Source organism: Pseudomonas sp. NPDC090592, from assembly GCF_044769185.1.
Classification (GTDB): Bacteria; Pseudomonadota; Gammaproteobacteria; order Pseudomonadales; family Pseudomonadaceae; genus Aquipseudomonas.
In genome coordinates this window covers 56216-74633 of the sequence record NZ_JBIVXJ010000031.1, presented here as the reverse complement: position 1 = coordinate 74633, position 18418 = coordinate 56216, and the positions used below count along the sequence as shown (strand labels likewise).

The window sequence follows — 18418 nt, the reverse complement described above, 5'->3', positions numbered from 1 at the left end:
GGCTGGCAACCATGGCCTGACAGGTTCGGCACGTTGCAACAAATGTGGGAGCGGGCTTGCCCCGCGAAGCGCCGCGCGGGCGGCGCTCGATCTCACAGGCGGCGCGAATCCATCGGCAAGCCCCCCGAAGCAATCACTTCACCCGATGCAATCACTTCCCCCGAACCAACCGCCGCAACCCAAACCGGTTCGGATGACAAGCCTCCGCCACTGCCCGTGGCAACGGCAACGGTTCCCCACACACCCAGGCCGCCACCAGCTCGCCACTCAGCGGCGCCGTGATCAACCCGCGCGAACCGTGCCCGCTGTTCACATACAAGCCCTCCAGCCAAGGGCAAGCCACATCCGGCACCTGCCGCGCATCCCGCCCCAGCACCGCATAAGCCTCGGCAAACGCCTGCCCATCGGCCACCGGCCCGACAATTGGCAAGTAGTCCGGGCTGGTGCAACGGAACGCCGCACGCCCCTGCAATTGCTCAGGGTCCAGCTTTGCCGCGCCCAGGCGCTGGGCCAGATCAGTCGAGATCTCATCCAGCAACGCCAGGTTGCCCTGATGCTCGGCCACAGTCGGCGCCAGGTCTTCGCTGTGGAAATCAAAGCTCGCGCCCAAGGTATGCTCACCCCCACGCGGCGGCGCCACATAACCCTCCGCACACACCACGGTGCGCAGTGCCCGGCTGCTGGCGGTGGCCGGCAGGCGGGTGATCTGCCCACGGATGCGCTTGAGCGGCAACTGCGCGCAAGGCTCGAAGCGCCGCACCTCGGCGGCACCGGCCAGGACGACCACCGGCGCGCTGGCCAGCAGGCGCTCGCCAGCCCAGGCTTGCCAGTGGTCACCCACCTTGCGCAGCTCGATGACTTCCTGGTGCGTCAGCAGGCGAATCCCTGGGTGCTGCAACTGCTGCCCGCATAGCGCTGGCGGATGCACCCAGCCGCCTTCGGGGTAGTACAAGCCGCCAGCCGGCAAGGCTACCCCGGCGATGGCTTCGGCTTCAGCGCGTTCCAGCGATTGCAGCAGGTTGCGGTCGAAGGCAGCGGCCAGCTTGCCCTGGCGCTCGGCTTCCTTGCTGTCGAAGGCAAGTTGCAGCACGCCGCACGCATCCCAATCGTGGCCACGTTGCAAGCGCTCGAGCTGGCGCCTGGTGTAGCCGAAACCGGACAGGATCATTTGCGACAGCGCAGTGCCGTGGGCAGACAACTTGAGGTACAACACCCCTTGCGGGTTGCCCGAGGCCTCCTGCGCCGGGCCCTCGTGGCGCTCCAGCACGGTCACCTGCCAGCCACGCCGGGCCAGGCTGGCTGCGGTTGTGCTACCCGCCAGCCCGGCACCGATCACCAGCGCCTCACGTGGACCAGGTGCGGTACCCGGGCGTGCATACCAGGGCGCGCTGGCGCCGGGCTGGGGGCCGACGTAAGCGCCGCTCATCACCTCCCACTTCTTGCCGATGCCCGGCACCTTCTTCATGGCAAAGCCAGCTTCGACCAGGCTGCGGCGTACCCAGCCCGTGGTGGTGAAGGTGCCCAGCACGGTACCCGGGTGCGACAGCCGCGCCAGTTGCGCGAACAGCTCCGGGGTCCACATGTCGGGGTTCTTGGCCGGGGCGAAGCCATCGAGGAACCACACATCGATCTGCGCATCCAGCTGCGGTAGCTGTTCCAGCACATCGCCGATCAGCAGGGTGAGGGTGACCCGGCCATTGGCCAGCGTGAACTGTTGAAAGCCTGGGTGCACCGCCACGTACTGCTCCAGCAGCGGCTCGGTATAGGCAGCAAGCTCCGGCCACAGGCGCACCGCACGGACCATATCGTCGAGGCCGAGGGGGTACTTCTCGACACTGACAAAGTGCAGGCGTGCGTCGCTGTGGGCATGTTCGTCAAACAGCTGCCAGGCGCAGAAAAAGTTCATGCCGGTGCCAAAACCGGTTTCGCCAATCACCGTGCAGGTGTGCGGGGCCAGGCTGGCAAAGCGCTCGGCCAGGCGGGTCTGGCCGAGGAACACGTGTTTGGTTTCTTCGATGCCTTCGTTGACCGCGAAATAGACGTCGTCGTATTGCCGTGAATGGGGGCGGCCTTGGTCGTCCCAGTCGATCTGGGCGTGCTGGAGGAGGGTGGATTCTGGCATGGCTGGTTTCACTGGGAGATGAGCTGCAAGCTGCAAGCTTTAAGCTGCAAGAAAAAGCAGATGGTGGCATGGCTTGCAGTTTCTTGCAGCTTGCAGCTTGCAGCTTGCAGCTTGCAGCTTCGAATTCCGCTAGTCTTGCTTATCCATTGAAGGAGCCAATGCATGTTCGAATCCGCCGAAATCGGCCACAGCATCGACAAGGAGGCTTACGACGCCGAGGTACCCGCTTTGCGCGAGGCCCTGCTCGAAGCCCAGTACGAACTCAAGCAGCAGGCGCGCTTCCCGGTGATCGTGCTGATCAACGGCGTGGAAGGCGCGGGCAAAGGCGAGACGGTCAAGCTGCTCAACGAGTGGATGGACCCGCGCATGATCGATGTGCTCACCTTCGACCAGCAGACCGACGAAGAACTGGCCCGCCCGCCGGCCTGGCGCTACTGGCGGGCCCTGCCACCGAAAGGGCGGATGGGCGTGTTCTTCGGCAATTGGTACAGCCAGATGTTGCAGGGGCGGGTGCACGGGGTGTTCAAGGATGCCGTGCTCGACCAGGCCATTACCGGCGCCGAGCGGCTGGAGGAAATGCTGTGCGATGAAGGCGCGCTGATCATCAAGTTCTGGTTCCACCTGTCCAAGAAGCAGATGAAGGCACGGCTGAAATCGCTCAAGGACGACCCGCTGCACAGCTGGAAGATCAGCCCGCTGGACTGGCAGCAGTCGCAAACCTATGACCGCTTCGTACGTTTTGGCGAGCGTGTGCTGCGCCGCACCAGCCGCGACTATGCGCCCTGGCATATCGTTGAAGGCGTAGACCCGCACTACCGCAGCCTGGCGGTGGGGCGCATCCTGCTGGAAAGCCTGCAAGCTGCGCTGGCCAATAACCCCAAGGGCAAGCACCGGGGCAACGTCGCGCCGCTGGGCCGCAGCATCGACGACCGCAGCCTGCTTGGTGCGCTGGACTTGACCCTGCGCCTGGACAAGGCCGACTACCAGGAACAGCTGATGGCCGAACAGGCGCGCCTGGCCGGCCTGCTGCGTGACAAGCACATGCGCCGGCATGCCCTGGTGGCCGTGTTCGAAGGCAACGATGCCGCGGGCAAGGGTGGCGCCATCCGCCGTGTAGCGGCAGCACTGGACCCACGCCAATACCGCATCGTGCCGATTGCCGCGCCCACCGAAGAAGAGCGCGCACAGCCGTACTTGTGGCGGTTCTGGCGGCATATCCCGGCGCGTGGCAAGTTCACCATCTTCGACCGCTCCTGGTATGGCCGGGTGCTGGTGGAGCGGGTAGAGGGCTTCTGCACCCCGGCCGACTGGATGCGCGCCTACAGCGAGATCAATGACTTTGAAGAGCAGTTGGTGAATGCCGGCGTAGTGGTGGTCAAGTTCTGGTTGTCGATTGACCAGCAGACCCAGCTGGAGCGCTTTGAAGAGCGCCAGCAGATCCCGTTCAAGCGCTACAAGATCACCGAGGACGACTGGCGCAACCGCGAAAAGTGGGACGACTATGCCCAGGCGGTGGGCGACATGGTCGACCGCACCAGCAGCGAGATCGCGCCATGGACGCTGGTGGAGGCCAACGACAAACGCTGGGCGCGGGTGAAGGTGTTGCGCACCATCAACCAGGCGCTTGAGGCGGCGTTTGCCAAGGACAAGAAATAGCTGAAGGTGATGTTGCCTGTTCTGGCCTCTTCGCGGGCACGCCCGCTCCCACAGGATCATCACAGGGCTGAGCGTTGTGCGGTCCCTGTGGGAGCGGGCGTGCCCGCGAAGAGGCCGGAACAGGCACCTCATCTGCCAAACCATGCCCCGCAAGAATGACCTGATGAATTCTTTTCTCGGCACTCTCCACCGTAGGCACCCTCCAAGCCCGTAGAATTCAACCACCCCCACCACGGGCTTGATCGAGGACGCTATGCACACCACTTCCGGCCGTTGGAGCTACGGCCTGTTCCTGGCACTTTTGACTGCGCTGCTTTGGGGCATCTTGCCGATCAAGCTCAAGCAGGTGCTGCAAGTGGTCGACCCGATCACCGTTACCTGGTACCGCCTGCTGGTCTCCGGCGGCTTGCTGTTCGCCTGGCTTGCAGCCAACCGGCGCCTTCCTTCATTCGCCAGGCTTGCGCCCAAGGGCAAGGGCCTGGTGGCAGTTGCTGTACTTGGCCTGATGGGCAACTACGTGCTGTACCTGATCGGGCTCAACCTGTTAAGCCCCGGCACTGCGCAGTTGGTGGTGCAGCTCGGCCCGGTGCTGTTGCTGGTGGCCAGCGTATTCGTGTTCCACGAGCGTTTCAGCCTGGGGCAGGGCGTTGGGCTGCTGATATTGCTGGCGGGGTTCGGGCTGTTTTTCAACCAGCGCCTGGAAGAGCTGCTGACCTCGCTGGGTGCCTATACCACCGGCGTGCTGACCGTTCTGCTGGCCACCAGCATCTGGGTGTTCTACGCCCTGAGCCAGAAGCAGTTGCTGACCGTGTGGCATTCTCAGCAGGTGATGATGGTGATCTACCTCAGTTGCGCTGCACTGCTGACGCCTTGGGTTCACCCGCTGGAGGTGTTGCAGTTGACCCCGGTTCAGGGCTGGCTTTTGTTGGCCTGTTGCCTTAATACCCTGGTGGCCTACGGCGCGTTTGCCGAAGCGCTGGCGCACTGGGAGGCATCGCGGGTCAGTGCCACGCTGGCGCTGACGCCGCTGGTGACGTTTGTTGCGGTGGCACTGGCGGCGCTGGTGTGGCCGGAGCATGTGCAGGCCGAAGACATCAATGCCCTGGGGTATGTGGGGGCGGTGACGGTGGTATTCGGCTCGGCGCTGGTGGCGCTGGGGCCATCGCTGGTGGCCGGGTGGCGGGCGAGGAGGGCGCGGTTGGCCCGGGTTAATTGATTTTCTGTACCGGCCTCTTCGCGGGCAAGCCCGCTCCCACAGGATAACCACAAGCCTGAGTGTTGTGCGATCCCTGTGGGAGCGGGCTTGCCCGCGAAGAGGCCGGTACAGGTTATAGGTAGCTCATCCTTTGCCACCCGGTGCCAGCATGTTCTCCGGCCTTACCCACTGGTCAAACTGCTCATTGGTCAAATACTTCAACTCCAGTGCAGCCTCCCTCAAGGTCTTGCCCTCGCTGTAGGCCTTCTTGGCAATCTCCGCAGCTTTGTCATACCCGATATGCGGGTTAAGCGCCGTCACCAGCATCAACCCGCGCTCCAGATGCGCAGCCATCTGCCCTGCATCCGGCTCGATGCCCGCCACGCAGTGCAGCTGGAAGTTACTGCAGCCATCGGCCAGCAGTTCGATCGACTGCAACAGGTTATGGATGATCACCGGCTTGAACACATTGAGCTGCAAGTGCCCCTGGCTGGCGGCAAAGCCGATGGCCGCGTCGTTGCCCAGCACCTGGCAGGCCAGCATCGACAGCGCCTCGCACTGGGTAGGGTTGACCTTGCCCGGCATGATCGAGCTGCCCGGCTCGTTGGCCGGCAGGCGCACTTCGGCCAGCCCGGCGCGTGGGCCGGAGCCGAGCAGGCGCAGGTCATTGGCGATTTTCATCAGGGCAACGGCCAGGGTCTTCAGGGCGCCCGCCAGGCTGGTCAGCGGTTCGTGGCCGGCGAGGGCGGCAAACTTGTTCGGCGCCGTGACGAACGGCAGGCCGGATTCCGCCGCCAGTTCCGCAGCGATGGCCTCGGCAAAGCCATGCGGCGCGTTAAGGCCGGTACCCACGGCAGTGCCGCCCTGGGCCAGCTCGCATACCGCCGGCAAGGTAGCGCGGATGGCACACTGGGCATAGTCGAGTTGGGCAACGAAGGCTGAAACCTCCTGGCCGAAGGTGATCGGCGTGGCGTCCATCATGTGCGTACGGCCGGTCTTCACCAGCTTCTGGTGGCGCGCCGACAACTCGGCAAGCCCCGACGACAGCTCGGCAAGCGCCGGCAGCAGTTTTTCATGCACTGCCTGGGCCGCTGCAATGTGCATGGCCGTGGGGAAGCAGTCGTTGGAGCTCTGCGAGCGGTTGACGTGGTCGTTGGGGTGCACCGGTGCCTTGCCGCCGCGGCCCTTGCCGGCCAGTTCGTTGGCGCGCCCGGCAATCACCTCGTTGACGTTCATGTTGCTCTGGGTGCCGCTGCCGGTTTGCCAGACGACCAACGGAAACTGGTCGTCATGCTGGCCTGCCAGCACTTCGTCGGCGGCCTGTTCGATCAGCCGGGCGATGTCGGCCGGCAGGTCGCCGTTGCGGTCGTTGACGCGTGCCGCGGCCTTCTTGATCAGCGCCAGGGCGTGCAGCACCGCGAGGGGCATGCGTTCCTTGCCAATGGCGAAGTTGATCAGCGAACGCTGGGTCTGCGCACCCCAGTAGGCGTCCTCCGGAACTTCCACCGGGCCCAGGCTGTCTGTCTCGATACGGCTCATTCTGTACTCACTCCTGTGTAGTTCGAATTCGCAGTTTAGGCCCTGAATCGACCGAGCGGTTCAGTCGCTCGTCGTGCCACTTGAGCACATCGCCACCACGGCGCAGAATGCTCTACTCTGAGGTACCCGCCTCCCTCTCCTTGAAGGAAATGCAATGACCCGTCTCCGTGTCCTTTGTGCCGCCGTTGCCCTGGTTTGCGCCAGCGGCCAGGTACTCGCTGCCACCGCCAGCCATAACGCTGCTGCCGAGAAATTCCTGACCCTGGCCAACGCCGACAAGCTGGGCACCCCGGTGTACATGCAAGTGCAGCAGATGTTCGCCCAGCGCTTCGCCCAGACCAAGGCGCCGGCCGCCAAGCAGCCAGTGCTGGAAAGCTACCAGGCCAAGGCCAACGCCGCGCTGGACAACGCCATCGGCTGGAACAAGCTGAAGCCGAAGATGGTCGACCTCTACACCCAGACCTTCACCGAGCAGGAACTGAAAGACCTGGTCAAGTTCTACGAGTCGCCGCTGGGCAAGAAAGTACTGCGTGAAATGCCCAAGGTCACCCAGCAGTCGGCCCAGCTGACCCAGCAGAGCCTGGAGCCAGCAGTACCGGTGGTGAACAAGCTGCTGGAAGACATGACCAAGGAGCTGGACCCGAACGCTGGCAAGGCCGCTGCCCCAGCCAAGAAGTGAGCACCCCGCGATGACCATGCAACAGCGTATTGAAAGACAGCTGGCCGCCCTGGCGCCGCAACACCTGCAAGTGCTCAACGAAAGCCACATGCACAGTCGTGGTCAGGAGACCCACTACAAGGCAGTGATCGTCTGCGAGCAGTTTGCCGGGTTGAACAGCGTCAAGCGCCACCAGAAGGTGTACGCCACCATGGGCGAGCTGATGGGCGAAATCCACGCCCTGGCTATCCACACCTACACCGCCGAAGAGTGGGCCAAGGTCGGCGTTGCACCGGCCTCGCCGGTGTGCGCGGGCGGCGGGCACTGAAACCTTTCTGTTGTTCTGGTAGAATCTGCAACATCCCAAAGGGGGCCGCTGCGCGGCCCATCGCAGGCAAGCCAGCTCCCACAGGTACAGCGCTCTTCTTGAAGCTGGCGCTGTACCTGTGGGAGCTGGCTTGCCTGCGATGGGCTGCGAAGCAGCCCCCTGTTTTTTGCTCAACCCGGTCCGCCCCTTACGAGGGCAACCACCTGGAGAACCTGCTTCATGTCCCAAGCCATCGTCGTTGCGGCGCTGTACAAGTTCGTTACCCTTGAAGACTACGTCGATCTGCGCGAGCCCCTGCTCAAGGCCATGCTCGACAACAACGTCAAAGGCACCCTGCTGCTGGCCCAGGAGGGCATCAACGGCACCGTGTCGGCCACCCGCGAAGGCATCGATGGCCTGCTGGCCTGGTTGCGCAACGACCCGCGCCTGGTCGATGTCGACCATAAAGAGTCGTACTGCGACGAACAACCGTTCTACCGCACCAAGGTCAAGCTCAAGAAAGAGATCGTCACCCTCGGCGTGCCGGGCGTGGACCCGAACAAGGCGGTCGGCACCTACGTCGATCCCAAGGACTGGAACGCGCTGATCAGCGACCCGGAAGTGCTGCTGATCGACACCCGCAACGATTACGAAGTGGCCATTGGCACCTTCAAGGGCGCCATCGACCCCAAGACCGAAACCTTCCGCGAGTTCCCGGACTACATCAAGGCCAACTTCGACCCCAGCAAGCACAAGAAGGTCGCCATGTTCTGTACCGGCGGCATCCGTTGCGAAAAAGCTTCCAGCTACATGCTCGGTGAAGGCTTTGATGCGGTCTATCATCTTAAGGGCGGCATCCTGAAATACTTCGAGGAAGTGCCTCAGGAAGAGAGCCTGTGGGACGGCGACTGCTTTGTCTTCGACAACCGCGTCACGGTGCGCCATGACCTGAGCGAAGGCGAGTACGACCAGTGCCACGCCTGCCGCCACCCGATCAATGCAGAGGAGCGCGCGTCCGAGCACTATTCGCCAGGTGTCAGCTGCCCGCATTGCTGGGACACCCTGAGCGAGAAGACCCGGCGCAGCGCCATCGACCGGCAGAAGCAGATCGAGCTGGCCAAGGCCCGCAACCTGCCGCACCCGATCGGTTACAACTACAAAGCCGAGGCCTGATGCATGTCTGCACGCCTGATCTATGTGATGGACCCGATGTGCTCCTGGTGCTGGGGTTTCGCGCCAGTGGCGGCGGCCCTGATCGCCCAGGCGCGTGAAGCGGGCGTTGCCACCCGGCTGGTGGTGGGTGGCTTGCGCACCGGTGGCAGCGCGCTGGACAGTTCTACCCGCAAGTACATCCTCGAACACTGGCAGGCGGTGGCCGAGGCTACCGGCCAGCCGTTCCGCTTCGAAGGCGCCATGCCCGACGGTTTTGTCTACGACACCGAGCCGGCCTGCCGTGCCTTGGTCACCGCCCGCGAGCTGGACGCCGAGCGCGTCTGGCCGCTGCTGGCGCTGATCCAGCGTTCGTTCTACGAGCAGGGCGTGGATGTGACCACCGCGCCACAGTTGGTCGAGCTGGCGGAACAGGCAGGCTTCGACCGCGCCGTGTTCGCCGAAACCTTCGCCCGTGCCGACACGCGTGCTGCCACCGCAGCCGATTTCAGCTGGGCTCAGGACCTGGGTATTGCCGGTTTCCCGACCCTGCTGGCCGAGCGCAATGGCCAACTGGCCTTGCTGACCAACGGCTATCAGGCGCTGGAACGGCTGCAACCCTTGCTCGGCCGCTGGCTGCAGCAGGCCGCCTGTGCTTGATGTGCCTGGGTCACCCGACCCGGTACCGGGCAAACCCCACACTGCGGGCGATCGACTGAGCTGGGCGGAAATCCGCCGCCTGGCCCTGCATCACAAGAAGAACCTCTGGTCCGCCAATTTCATCGCAGTACTGGCAGCCTGTTGCAGCGTGCCGATTCCGCTGCTGCTGCCACTGCTGGTGGATGAAGTGTTGCTGGGTCATGGCGATGCCGCACTCAAGTGGATGAACCACCTGTTGCCGTCCGGTTGGCAGGTAGCGGCCGGGTACATCGGGCTGATGCTGGCACTTACCCTGTGCCTGCGCCTGGCTGCACTGGCGTTCAACGTGGTGCAGGCCAAGCTGTTCGCCGGCCTGGCCAAGGATATCGTCTACCGCTTGCGCATCCGCCTGATCGAGCGGCTCAAGCGCATTTCGCTGAAGGAATACGAAAGCCTGGGTAGCGGCACGGTGACCACCCACCTGGTCACCGACCTGGACACCCTCGACAAGTTCGTGGGCGAAACGCTCAGCCGCTTTTTGGTGGCCATGCTGACGTTGACTGGCACCGCGGCAATCCTGATCTGGATGCACTGGCAGCTGGCCTTGCTGATCCTGCTGTTCAACCCGCTGGTGATCTACTTCACCGTGCAGCTCGGCAAGCGCGTCAAACACCTGAAAAAGCTTGAGAACGACAGCACTGCGCGCTTTACCCAGGCGCTGACGGAAACCCTCGACGCCATCCAGGAAATCCGCGCCGGCAACCGCCAGGGCTACTTCCTGGGGCGCCTGGGCCTGCGTGCCCGCGAAGTGCGCGACTACGCCGTGGACTCGCAGTGGAAAAGCGATGCCAGTGGCCGTGCCAGTGGCTTGCTGTTCCAGTTCGGTATCGACATTTTCCGCGCGGCAGCCATGCTTACCGTGCTGTTCTCCGACCTGTCGATCGGCCAGATGCTGGCGGTGTTCAGCTACCTGTGGTTCATGATCGGCCCGGTGGAGCAGTTGCTCAACCTGCAATACGCCTACTACGCCGCCGGTGGTGCGCTGAGCCGCCTCAACGAGCTGCTGGCGCGTGCCGACGAGCCACAGTACCCGGCCGCCTGCGACCCGTTCGCCGGGCGCGAGACGGTGGGCATCGACGTGCGCGACCTGCGCTTTGCCTATGCCGACGAGCCGGTGCTGGACAACCTCGACTTGTCCATCGCGGCGGGCGAAAAGGTGGCGATAGTCGGCGCCAGTGGTGGTGGCAAGAGCACCTTGGTGCAACTGTTGCTGGGCCTGTACAGCGCCCAGGCCGGGACTATCCGCTTTGGCGGTGCCAGCCTTCAGGAAATCGGCCTGGAAACCCTGCGCGAAAATGTGGCGGTGGTATTGCAGCACCCGTCGCTGTTCAACGATACCGTGCGCGCCAACCTGGCCATGGGCCGCGACTGCAGCGATGACGCCTGCTGGCAGGCGCTGCGCATCGCCCAGCTGGATGCCACCATCGCCGCCTTGCCGCAGGGCCTGGACAGCGTGGTGGGGCGCTCGGGCGTGCGCTTGTCCGGCGGCCAGCGCCAGCGCCTGGCCATTGCCCGCATGGTGCTGGCCGAGCCCAAGGTGGTTATCCTCGACGAGGCCACCTCGGCCCTGGATGCGGCTACCGAGTACAACCTGCACCAGGCCCTGGGGCGCTTCCTCAGCGGCCGTACCACACTGATCATTGCCCACCGGCTGTCGGCAGTGAAGCAGGCCGACCGGGTGCTGGTGTTCGATGGCGGGCATGTGGCCGAAGATGGCGACCACCAGCAGCTGATTGCCGAAGGTGGGTTGTATGCCAAGCTTTATGGGCACCTGCAGCAGAGCTGAATACTGGGTTGCCTGTTCTGGCCCTATCGCCGGCAAGCCGGCTCCCACAGGGATCCCACAATGCTCGGGGCTGTGGTAACCCTGTGGGAGCTGGCTTGCCGGCGATAGGGCCGGTGCAGGCCCTGTACAAATCCCCCGGCTCCTTGTCATAAAAATCCCCTCCACAGCGATGGCAAATGGCCTACGCTGTGCTTGTCTGGGTTGATTTGCGCCTTATCTGCTCTGTGACAGGGAATCCATGAAGGGACATCGCACTCTAGAAGCGCCCAAGCTGCTCGGCATCACCTGGCCTTTTATCGCCGTTGTGGTGTTCCAGGTGGCGCTGGGTAGCCTCAGCCTGTATACGCTGTCGGCCGTGCGCGCCTATGTCGCGGGCGAAAGCCTGTGGTCCAAGGCGCAGAAAGACGCCATCTACTACCTCAACCTGTACGCCGAAACCCGCGACGACAGCACCTACCAGCGCTATCGCCAGGCGATCACCGTGCCCCAGGGCGACCACCACTTGCGCGAGGTGCTGGACCACCCCAGCCCTGACCTGGATGCCGCGCGCCAGGCGGTGCTGCAAGGCGGCAACCACCCCGAAGATGTCACGCGCATCATCTGGTTCTACCGCAACTTCCGGCATGTCAGCTACATGCAGACAGCCATCGACTACTGGGACATCGGCGATGATTACCTGGCCAAGCTGGATGTGCTGGCCGGCGAAATGCGCCAACGCTTTGCCAGCGGCCCCGTCGACGCCCAGACGCTAAGCGCCTGGAAGGCCCGTATCGTTACCATCAACGAGGGCGTTACCCCCGCCGCCAAGGCCTTCAGCGATGCCTTGGGTGAGGGCTCGCGCATGCTGCTGCGGGTGCTGATGATCACCAACCTGCTGACGGCAATGTTCCTTATTTCCATCGCCTGGCGCCGCTCCAGCAAGCTGCTGGCCCAGCGTCAGGCCTTTGCCAGTGCCCTGCAGGAAGAAAAGGAGCGCGCGCAGATCACCCTGCAGGCCATTGGCGATGCGGTGATTACCACCGATGTGGAGGGCTGCATCGGCTACATGAACCCGGCCGCCGAGCAATTGACCCACTGGCAGTCTGGCCAGGCCCAGGGCTTGCCGCTGTCGGCGCTGTTCAGCCTGGTGGACGAACAAGCCGAGGAAGACGGCGGCAGCCTGGTCGAGCAGGTGCTCAGCGGCAGCCTCAAGGGTGGCGCCGAGCATGCCCGGCTGATCCAGCGCCTGGATGGCAGCACGGTGTCGATCAACCTGGTGGGCTCGCCGATTGTCAATGACGGCCAGGTCAGCGGCATCGTACTGGTGCTGCACGACATGACCCAGGAGCGCCAGTACATCGCCAACCTGTCCTGGCAGGCTACCCACGACGCCTTGACCGGCCTGGCCAACCGCCGCGAGTTCGAGTACCGCCTGGAGCAGGCGTTGAACGGCCTGGCGCGCCAGGCTGGCCGGCATTCGCTGATGTTCCTTGACCTTGACCAGTTCAAGCTGGTCAACGACACCTCTGGGCACGCCGCAGGTGACGAACTGCTGCGGCACATCTGCGCCGTGCTGCAATCGGGCCTGCGCGAAGGTGACACCCTGGCCCGGCTGGGTGGCGACGAGTTCGGCGTGCTGCTGGAAAACTGCCCGCCCGACCAGGCCGAGCGCATTGCCGAGCAATTACGCCAGATGGTGCAAAGCCTGCACTTCGTGTGGAAGGGGCGGCCGTTCGTCACCACGGTCAGCGTCGGCCTGGTGCACATGGCGCAGGCCCCCGGCACCCTCGAAACCTCGCTGCGCGCTGCCGACATGGCCTGCTACATGGCCAAGGAAAAGGGGCGCAACCGCGTGCAGGTGTACCACGCCGACGACAGCGAGCTGTCTATGCGCTTTGGTGAAATGGCCTGGATCCAGCGCCTGCACGTGGCCCTGGAAGAAAACCGCTTCTGCCTGTACGCCCAGGAAATTGCCCCGCTGAAATCCTTTGAAGGCCCGGGGCATATTGAAATCCTGCTGCGCCTGCACGACGAAAGCGGCCGCACCATCCTGCCCAGCAGCTTCATTCCGGCGGCCGAGCGCTACGGCCTGATGACCGCGCTGGACCGCTGGGTGGTGCGCAATGTGTTTCAGGTGATCCGCCAGTGCCTGGATGAAGGGCGCGAAGGGCCGCTGTCGATCTGTGCGATCAACTTGTCAGGGTCGAGCATCGGCGATGACAAGTTCCTCGAATACCTGCAGCGGCTGTTTATCGAATACGCCATCCCGCCACGGATGATCTGTTTCGAAATCACCGAAACCAGCGCCATCGCCAACCTGGGCAGCGCCATCCGCTTCATCAACGAGTTGAAGGGGTTGGGTTGCCGCTTCTCGCTCGATGATTTTTGCGCCGGCATGTCGTCGTTCGCCTACCTCAAGCATTTACCCGTGGATTTCCTGAAAATCGACGGCAGTTTCGTCAAGGATATGCTCGACGACCCGGTCAACCGGGCCATGGTCGAGGTCATCAACCACATCGGCCATGTCATGGGCAAGCGCACCATCGCCGAGTTTGTCGAAACACCCTTGATCGAGCAGGCCCTACAGGAAATAGGCGTGGATTACGCCCAGGGCTACCTGATCGAACGCCCGCAGGTGTTCACCTGTGACAGTCTGCAGCGCCAACGGATCGCCGCCCGGCCTCTGTTGCAGCGGGCACCTGGCACGTTTCGCTAGCTAGAAATCACAAGGGTCAAGGAGCTGAAAAGTGATTGATGCATTCGTTCGTATCGGGCCTTTGATGGACCCCGCCAGCTACCCCCAATGGGCCCAGCAACTGATTGAAGACTGCCGCGAAAGCAAGCGCCGGGTGGTCGAGCACGAGTTCTACGCGCGCCTGCGCGACGGGCAGTTGAAGCAGTCGACCATTCGTCAGTACCTGATCGGTGGCTGGCCGGTGGTGGAGCAGTTCTCGCTGTACATGGCACATAACCTGACCAAAACCCGCTATGGCCGCCATCAGGGCGAAGACATGGCGCGGCGCTGGCTGATGCGCAACATTCGCGTTGAACTGAACCATGCCGACTACTGGGTGAACTGGTGCCAGGCGCACGGGGTGCACCTGCACGAATTGCAGGCGCAGGAAGTGCCGCCCGAGCTGAACGGCCTGAACGACTGGTGCTGGCGGGTGTGTGCCACCGAGAACCTGGCGATTTCCATGGCGGCGACCAACTATGCCATTGAAGGTGCGACCGGCGAATGGTCGGCGGTGGTGTGCTCGACCGACACCTATGCACAGGGCTTCCCCGAGGAGGGGCGCAAGCGGGCGATGAAGTGGCTGAAGATGCACGCCCAGTATGACGATGCGCACCCGTGGGAGGCGCTGGAGATCATCTGTACCCTGGCTGGCGAGAACCCGACGCTGGGGTTGCGCACCGAGTTGCGCAGGGCGATTTGCAAGAGTTATGACTGCATGTTCCTGTTCCTGGAAAGGTGCATGCAGCTGGAAGGGCGCCAGCAAGGCCGTTTGCGCCCGGCGTTGGCGGCGGGCTGATCTGCTCTCCTGTGCCGGCCCTATCGCCGGCAAGCCAGCTCCCACAGGTCCACCACAAGCCTGAGCAATGTGGGATCCCTGTGGGAGCTGGCTTGCCGGCGATAGGGCCGGTACAGGCAAAAACCTTACTGGGCGTTGAACGCCTGCCCGTTCACCCCGGTGCTGTCCGGCCCCATCAGGTACAGGTACACCGGCATGATTTCTTCAGGCAGCGGGTTGTTCTGCGGGTTCTCGCTAGGGTACGCCTGCGCGCGCATTGCCGTGCGCGTCGCCCCTGGGTTGATGCTGTTGGAACGAACCGGCGCCACGCCTTCCAGTTCGTCGGCCAGGGTCTGCATCAGGCCCTCGGTGGCAAACTTCGAAACGCCATAAGCGCCCCAGTACGCCCGGCCTTTACGCCCGACACTGCTGCTGGTGAACACCACCGAGGCGTCTTCCGACAGTTTCAGCAGCGGCAGCAGGGTGCTGGTGAGCATGAAGGTGGCATCCACGTTGATGTGCATCACGCGCATGAAGTTGTCGCCTGACAACTGCTCCAGCGGCGTGCGCGGGCCAATGATCGAGGCGTTGTTCAGCAGGCCGTCCAGGCGGCCGAACTGGTCCTCGATCATCACCGCCAGTTCGTCGTACTGGTGGGGCAGGGCGGTTTCCAGGTTGAACGGGATAACCACCGGCTGCGGGTACCCGGCAGCTTCGATCTGGTCGTAGACCTCGTTCAGGTTGGCTTCGGTCTTGCCCAGCAGCAGCACAGTGGCGCCCAGCGCGGCGTAGGCCTTGGCGGCAGCGGCGCCGATGCCGCGGCCGGCACCGGTAACCAGGATGACCCGGCCTTGCAGCAGGTCGGGGCGGGCGGTGTAGTCGAACATCAGATTTTTCCCTTGTTCATTGGGCAACGCCGAACCCTGTGGGAGCGGGCATGCCCGCGAACACCGGCAAAGCCGGTGCCATCCACCGCGGTGCCTGCTTCGCGGGCGTGCCCGCTCCCACAGGGTCCGTCGTCAGCCGTAGCAACTCAGCAGCCGCACAGCGCGCTGTCGATCACCTTGCGCAGTTCCAGTGGGTGGTCCACCACCACGTCGGCACCCCAGTTGTTCGGGTTGTCCTCTGGATGAATATAGCCGTAGCGCACGGCCGCCGTGCGGGTGCCGGCGTCGCGGCCAGACTCGATGTCGCGCAGGTCGTCGCCGACGAACAGCACGCTGGCCGGGTCCAGGTCCAGGGTCTTGCAGGCCAGGATCAGCGGCTCGGGGTCGGGTTTGCTGTTTGTCACGTGGTCCGGGCAGATAAGCAGCGCCGAACGCTCGGCCAGGCCCAGTTGCTGCATGATCGGCTCAGCGAAGCGCACCGGCTTGTTGGTGACCACGCCCCACAGCAGGTTGCCTTTCTCGATATCGCTCAGCAACTCGGCCATGCCATCGAACAGCTTGCTGTGCACCGCGCAGTCGCGCTGGTAACGCTCCAGGAACTCCAGGCGCAGGGCCTCGAAGCCTTCGGCTTGCGGGTCCATGGCGAAGGTGGTGGCTACCATGGCGCGAGCGCCGCCCGAGATCACGCCGCGGATCAGGTTGTCGTCAACGGCCGGCAGGCCGCGGTCGGCGAGCATGGCCTGGCAAATGGCAATGAAGTCCGGCGCCGTGTCGAGCAAGGTGCCGTCCATGTCGAAAAGTACTGCTCGCAAACGCATGCTCATTCCTCGCGCAGGGTCTGGATCATGTAGTTGACGTCGACGTCGCTGTTGAGCTTGTAGTGCTTGGTCAGCGGGTTGTAGGTGAGGCCGATGATGTCCTTCACCTGCAGGCCGGCATCGCGGCTCCAGGCGCCCAGTTCGGATGGGCGGATGAATTTCTTGAAGTCATGCGTGCCGCGCGGCAGCATCTTCAGGATGTACTCGGCGCCGACGATGGCCAGCAGGTAGGCCTTCGGGTTGCGGTTGATGGTGGAGAAGAACACCTGGCCGCCCGGCTTGACCATGCGGTAGCAGGCGCGAATCACCGAAGACGGGTCGGGCACGTGCTCGAGCATCTCCAGGCAGGTGACCACGTCGAACTGTTCAGGCATTTCCTCGGCCAGCGCTTCGGCGGTGATCTGCCGGTATTCCACCTGCACGCCGGATTCCAGCTGGTGCAGTTGGGCCACGGCCAGCGGCGCTTCGCCCATGTCGATGCCGGTGACCGTGGCGCCGCGCAGGGCCATGGCTTCGCTGAGGATGCCGCCGCCGCAGCCTACGTCCAGCACTTTCTTGCCGGCCAGGCTGGCGCGTTCGTCGATCCAGTTGACGCGCAGCGGGTTGATTTCGTGCAGCGGCTTGAACTCGCTTTCGCGGTCCCACCAGCGGTGGGCCAGCGCTTCGAACTTGGCGATTTCGGCGCGGTCGACGTTGCTCATTGAACAGTCCTCTGAAGCTTGGCTATAAGCTGCAAGCTATAAGCCGCAAGCTGCAAGAAAAAGCAGGCCTTGTACGCATTCGCTTTTTCTTGCTGCTTGTAGCTTGCAGCTTGCGCTCGAAAAGGCCGGAGTATACCCGAGCGCTCGGCCCCGAGGGTCGCTATAATCGCCGGTTTTTGACATGCGAACGACGGGGAGAGGCGATGCGCGAGCGACTTTTGGCGGCGGAGAAGGTGACCGGGATCCGCTGGCAGGGCGGCATCTTGCACCTGCTCGACCAGCGCCTGCTGCCGTCGGAAGAACGCTGGCTGGCCTGCGACAATGTCGCGCAGGTGGCAGCGGCAATCCGCGACATGGCGGTGCGCGGTGCTTCGGCCATCGGCATTGCCGCGGCCTACGGCCTGGTGCTGGCGCTGGAAGAGCGGCTGGCCGAAGGTGGCGACTGGGAGCTGGACCTGGAGGAAGACTTCCTTAGCCTGGCCGAGGCGCGCCCCACGGCCGCCAACCTGTTCTGGGCGCTGAACTGCATGCGCGAGCGCCTGCAGCGCCTGCGCCCGGATGAAGACGTGCTGGCTGCGCTGGAGGCCGAAGCGGTGGCTATCCACGAAAGCGACCGGGAAGCCAACCTGACCATGGCCCAGCAAGGCATCGAGCTGATCCGTCGCCACCAGGGCAATGCCCAGGCCCTGCTTACCTACGGCAATGCCGGCGCCCTTGCCAGCGGCGGCTTCGGCACCGCGCTGGGGGTGATTCGCGCCGGCTACCTGGACGGCATGGTCGAGCGGGTGTATGCCGGCGAGACCCGCCCCTGGCTGCAAGGCTCGCGGCTGACTGCGTGGGAGCTGGCCGACGAGGGCATCCCGGTGACCCTGTGTGCCGACTCGGCGCTGGCCCACCTGATGAAGACCAAGGGCATCACCTGGGTCGTGGTGGGGGCCGACTGCATTGCGGCCAACGGCGACATGGCCAGCAAGATCGGCACCTATCAGCTGGCGGTCAGCGCCATGCACCACGGTGTGCGTTTCATGGTGGTGGCGCCGAGCACCAGCATCGACCTGAACCTGGCCACTGGCGAGGACATCCCGCTGGAAGAGCGTGACGCCGACGAACTGCTGGACATAGCGGGTACCCGGGTGGCGCCGGATGTCGAGGTGTTCAACCCGGTATTCGACGTGACCCCGGCCGACCTGATCGATGTGATCGTGACCGAACGCGGCGTTGTGGAGCGGCCGGATGCCGCCAAACTGGCGCAGTTGATGTGCCGCAAGCGGTTGCACTGATAGTTGTATTGCCTGTACTGGCCTCTTCGCGGGGGGGGGGGGGGGGGGGGGGGGGGGGCGGGGGTGGGGGGGGGGGGGGGGGGGGGGGGGGGCGGGGGGGGGGGGGCGGGCGGGGGGGGGGGGGGGGGGA

At 64.1% G+C, this 18418-nt stretch carries 15 protein-coding genes; 10 read left to right on the top strand and 5 right to left on the bottom strand.

Going from position 1 to position 18418, the window contains the following annotated elements; genetic code table 11:
- Positions 1 to 151 precede the first annotated feature (151 nt).
- Positions 152 to 2122, bottom strand: coding sequence for a bifunctional tRNA (5-methylaminomethyl-2-thiouridine)(34)-methyltransferase MnmD/FAD-dependent 5-carboxymethylaminomethyl-2-thiouridine(34) oxidoreductase MnmC (mnmC, locus tag ACIQUI_RS23255; RefSeq protein WP_403203037.1), 1971 nt, complete (start codon positions 2120 to 2122; stop codon positions 152 to 154).
- Positions 2123 to 2284: 162 nt separating this feature from the next.
- Between mnmC and pap the strand changes: the two genes are divergently transcribed.
- A complete protein-coding gene (gene pap / locus ACIQUI_RS23250) occupies positions 2285 to 3778 on the top strand; it encodes a polyphosphate:AMP phosphotransferase (RefSeq protein WP_403203035.1) in 1494 nt (497 codons plus the stop codon).
- A gap of 253 nt (positions 3779 to 4031) precedes the next feature.
- On the top strand, positions 4032 to 4994 hold the full coding sequence (locus tag ACIQUI_RS23245) for a DMT family transporter (RefSeq protein ID WP_403203033.1): 963 nt from the start codon (positions 4032 to 4034) through the stop codon (positions 4992 to 4994).
- Positions 4995 to 5117: 123 nt separating this feature from the next.
- Here the strand turns inward: ACIQUI_RS23245 and ACIQUI_RS23240 are convergent, their stop codons facing one another.
- Positions 5118 to 6512, bottom strand: coding sequence for a class II fumarate hydratase (locus ACIQUI_RS23240; RefSeq protein ID WP_403203031.1), 1395 nt, complete (start codon positions 6510 to 6512; stop codon positions 5118 to 5120).
- 154 nt (positions 6513 to 6666) lie between these two features.
- Here ACIQUI_RS23240 and ACIQUI_RS23235 point away from each other — a divergent pair, with 154 nt between their 5' ends.
- The 7 genes from ACIQUI_RS23235 to ACIQUI_RS23205 all read left to right on the top strand — a co-directional run bounded on the left by ACIQUI_RS23235 (position 6667) and on the right by ACIQUI_RS23205 (position 14623).
- The gene (locus ACIQUI_RS23235) at positions 6667 to 7191 is read left to right on the top strand and encodes a DUF2059 domain-containing protein (RefSeq protein WP_003252642.1); all 525 of its coding nucleotides are present in this window, start codon (positions 6667 to 6669) and stop codon (positions 7189 to 7191) included.
- Positions 7192 to 7201: 10 nt separating this feature from the next.
- Positions 7202 to 7498, top strand: a complete 297-nt coding sequence (locus ACIQUI_RS23230; RefSeq protein WP_403203029.1) for a BolA family protein — start codon at positions 7202 to 7204, stop codon at positions 7496 to 7498.
- A gap of 219 nt (positions 7499 to 7717) precedes the next feature.
- Positions 7718 to 8650, top strand: a complete 933-nt coding sequence (locus ACIQUI_RS23225) for a rhodanese-related sulfurtransferase (RefSeq protein ID WP_403203027.1) — start codon at positions 7718 to 7720, stop codon at positions 8648 to 8650.
- A 3-nt stretch (positions 8651 to 8653) separates the two neighbouring features.
- Entirely contained in the window at positions 8654 to 9286 is a 633-nt protein-coding gene (locus ACIQUI_RS23220) for a DsbA family protein (protein ID WP_403203025.1), read from the top strand.
- Positions 9279 to 11111: an ABC transporter ATP-binding protein gene (locus ACIQUI_RS23215; protein ID WP_403203024.1), complete on the top strand. Its 1833-nt coding sequence runs from the start codon at positions 9279 to 9281 to the stop codon at positions 11109 to 11111. Before ACIQUI_RS23220 ends, ACIQUI_RS23215 begins: the two co-directional genes overlap by 8 nt.
- A gap of 238 nt (positions 11112 to 11349) precedes the next feature.
- Complete coding sequence (locus ACIQUI_RS23210) at positions 11350 to 13806, top strand: EAL domain-containing protein (protein WP_403203022.1); 2457 nt, start codon at positions 11350 to 11352, stop codon at positions 13804 to 13806.
- A 31-nt stretch (positions 13807 to 13837) separates the two neighbouring features.
- Positions 13838 to 14623, top strand: a complete 786-nt coding sequence (locus tag ACIQUI_RS23205) for a TenA family transcriptional regulator (RefSeq protein ID WP_403203020.1) — start codon at positions 13838 to 13840, stop codon at positions 14621 to 14623.
- A gap of 125 nt (positions 14624 to 14748) precedes the next feature.
- Here the strand turns inward: ACIQUI_RS23205 and ACIQUI_RS23200 are convergent, their stop codons facing one another.
- The 3 genes from ACIQUI_RS23200 to ubiG all read right to left on the bottom strand — a co-directional run bounded on the left by ACIQUI_RS23200 (position 14749) and on the right by ubiG (position 17008).
- Positions 14749 to 15489, bottom strand: a complete 741-nt coding sequence (locus tag ACIQUI_RS23200) for a YciK family oxidoreductase (RefSeq protein ID WP_403203018.1) — start codon at positions 15487 to 15489, stop codon at positions 14749 to 14751.
- Between the two features lie 146 nt (positions 15490 to 15635).
- Positions 15636 to 16307, bottom strand: a complete 672-nt coding sequence (mupP, locus tag ACIQUI_RS23195) for an N-acetylmuramic acid 6-phosphate phosphatase MupP (protein ID WP_403203016.1) — start codon at positions 16305 to 16307, stop codon at positions 15636 to 15638.
- Between the two features lie 2 nt (positions 16308 to 16309).
- Entirely contained in the window at positions 16310 to 17008 is a 699-nt protein-coding gene (gene ubiG / locus ACIQUI_RS23190) for a bifunctional 2-polyprenyl-6-hydroxyphenol methylase/3-demethylubiquinol 3-O-methyltransferase UbiG (protein ID WP_012271034.1), read from the bottom strand.
- Between the two features lie 203 nt (positions 17009 to 17211).
- On the opposite strand from ubiG, the gene mtnA reads away from it, so the two are divergent.
- The gene (mtnA, locus tag ACIQUI_RS23185) at positions 17212 to 18288 is read left to right on the top strand and encodes an S-methyl-5-thioribose-1-phosphate isomerase (protein WP_403203013.1); all 1077 of its coding nucleotides are present in this window, start codon (positions 17212 to 17214) and stop codon (positions 18286 to 18288) included.
- Positions 18289 to 18418 lie beyond the last annotated feature (130 nt).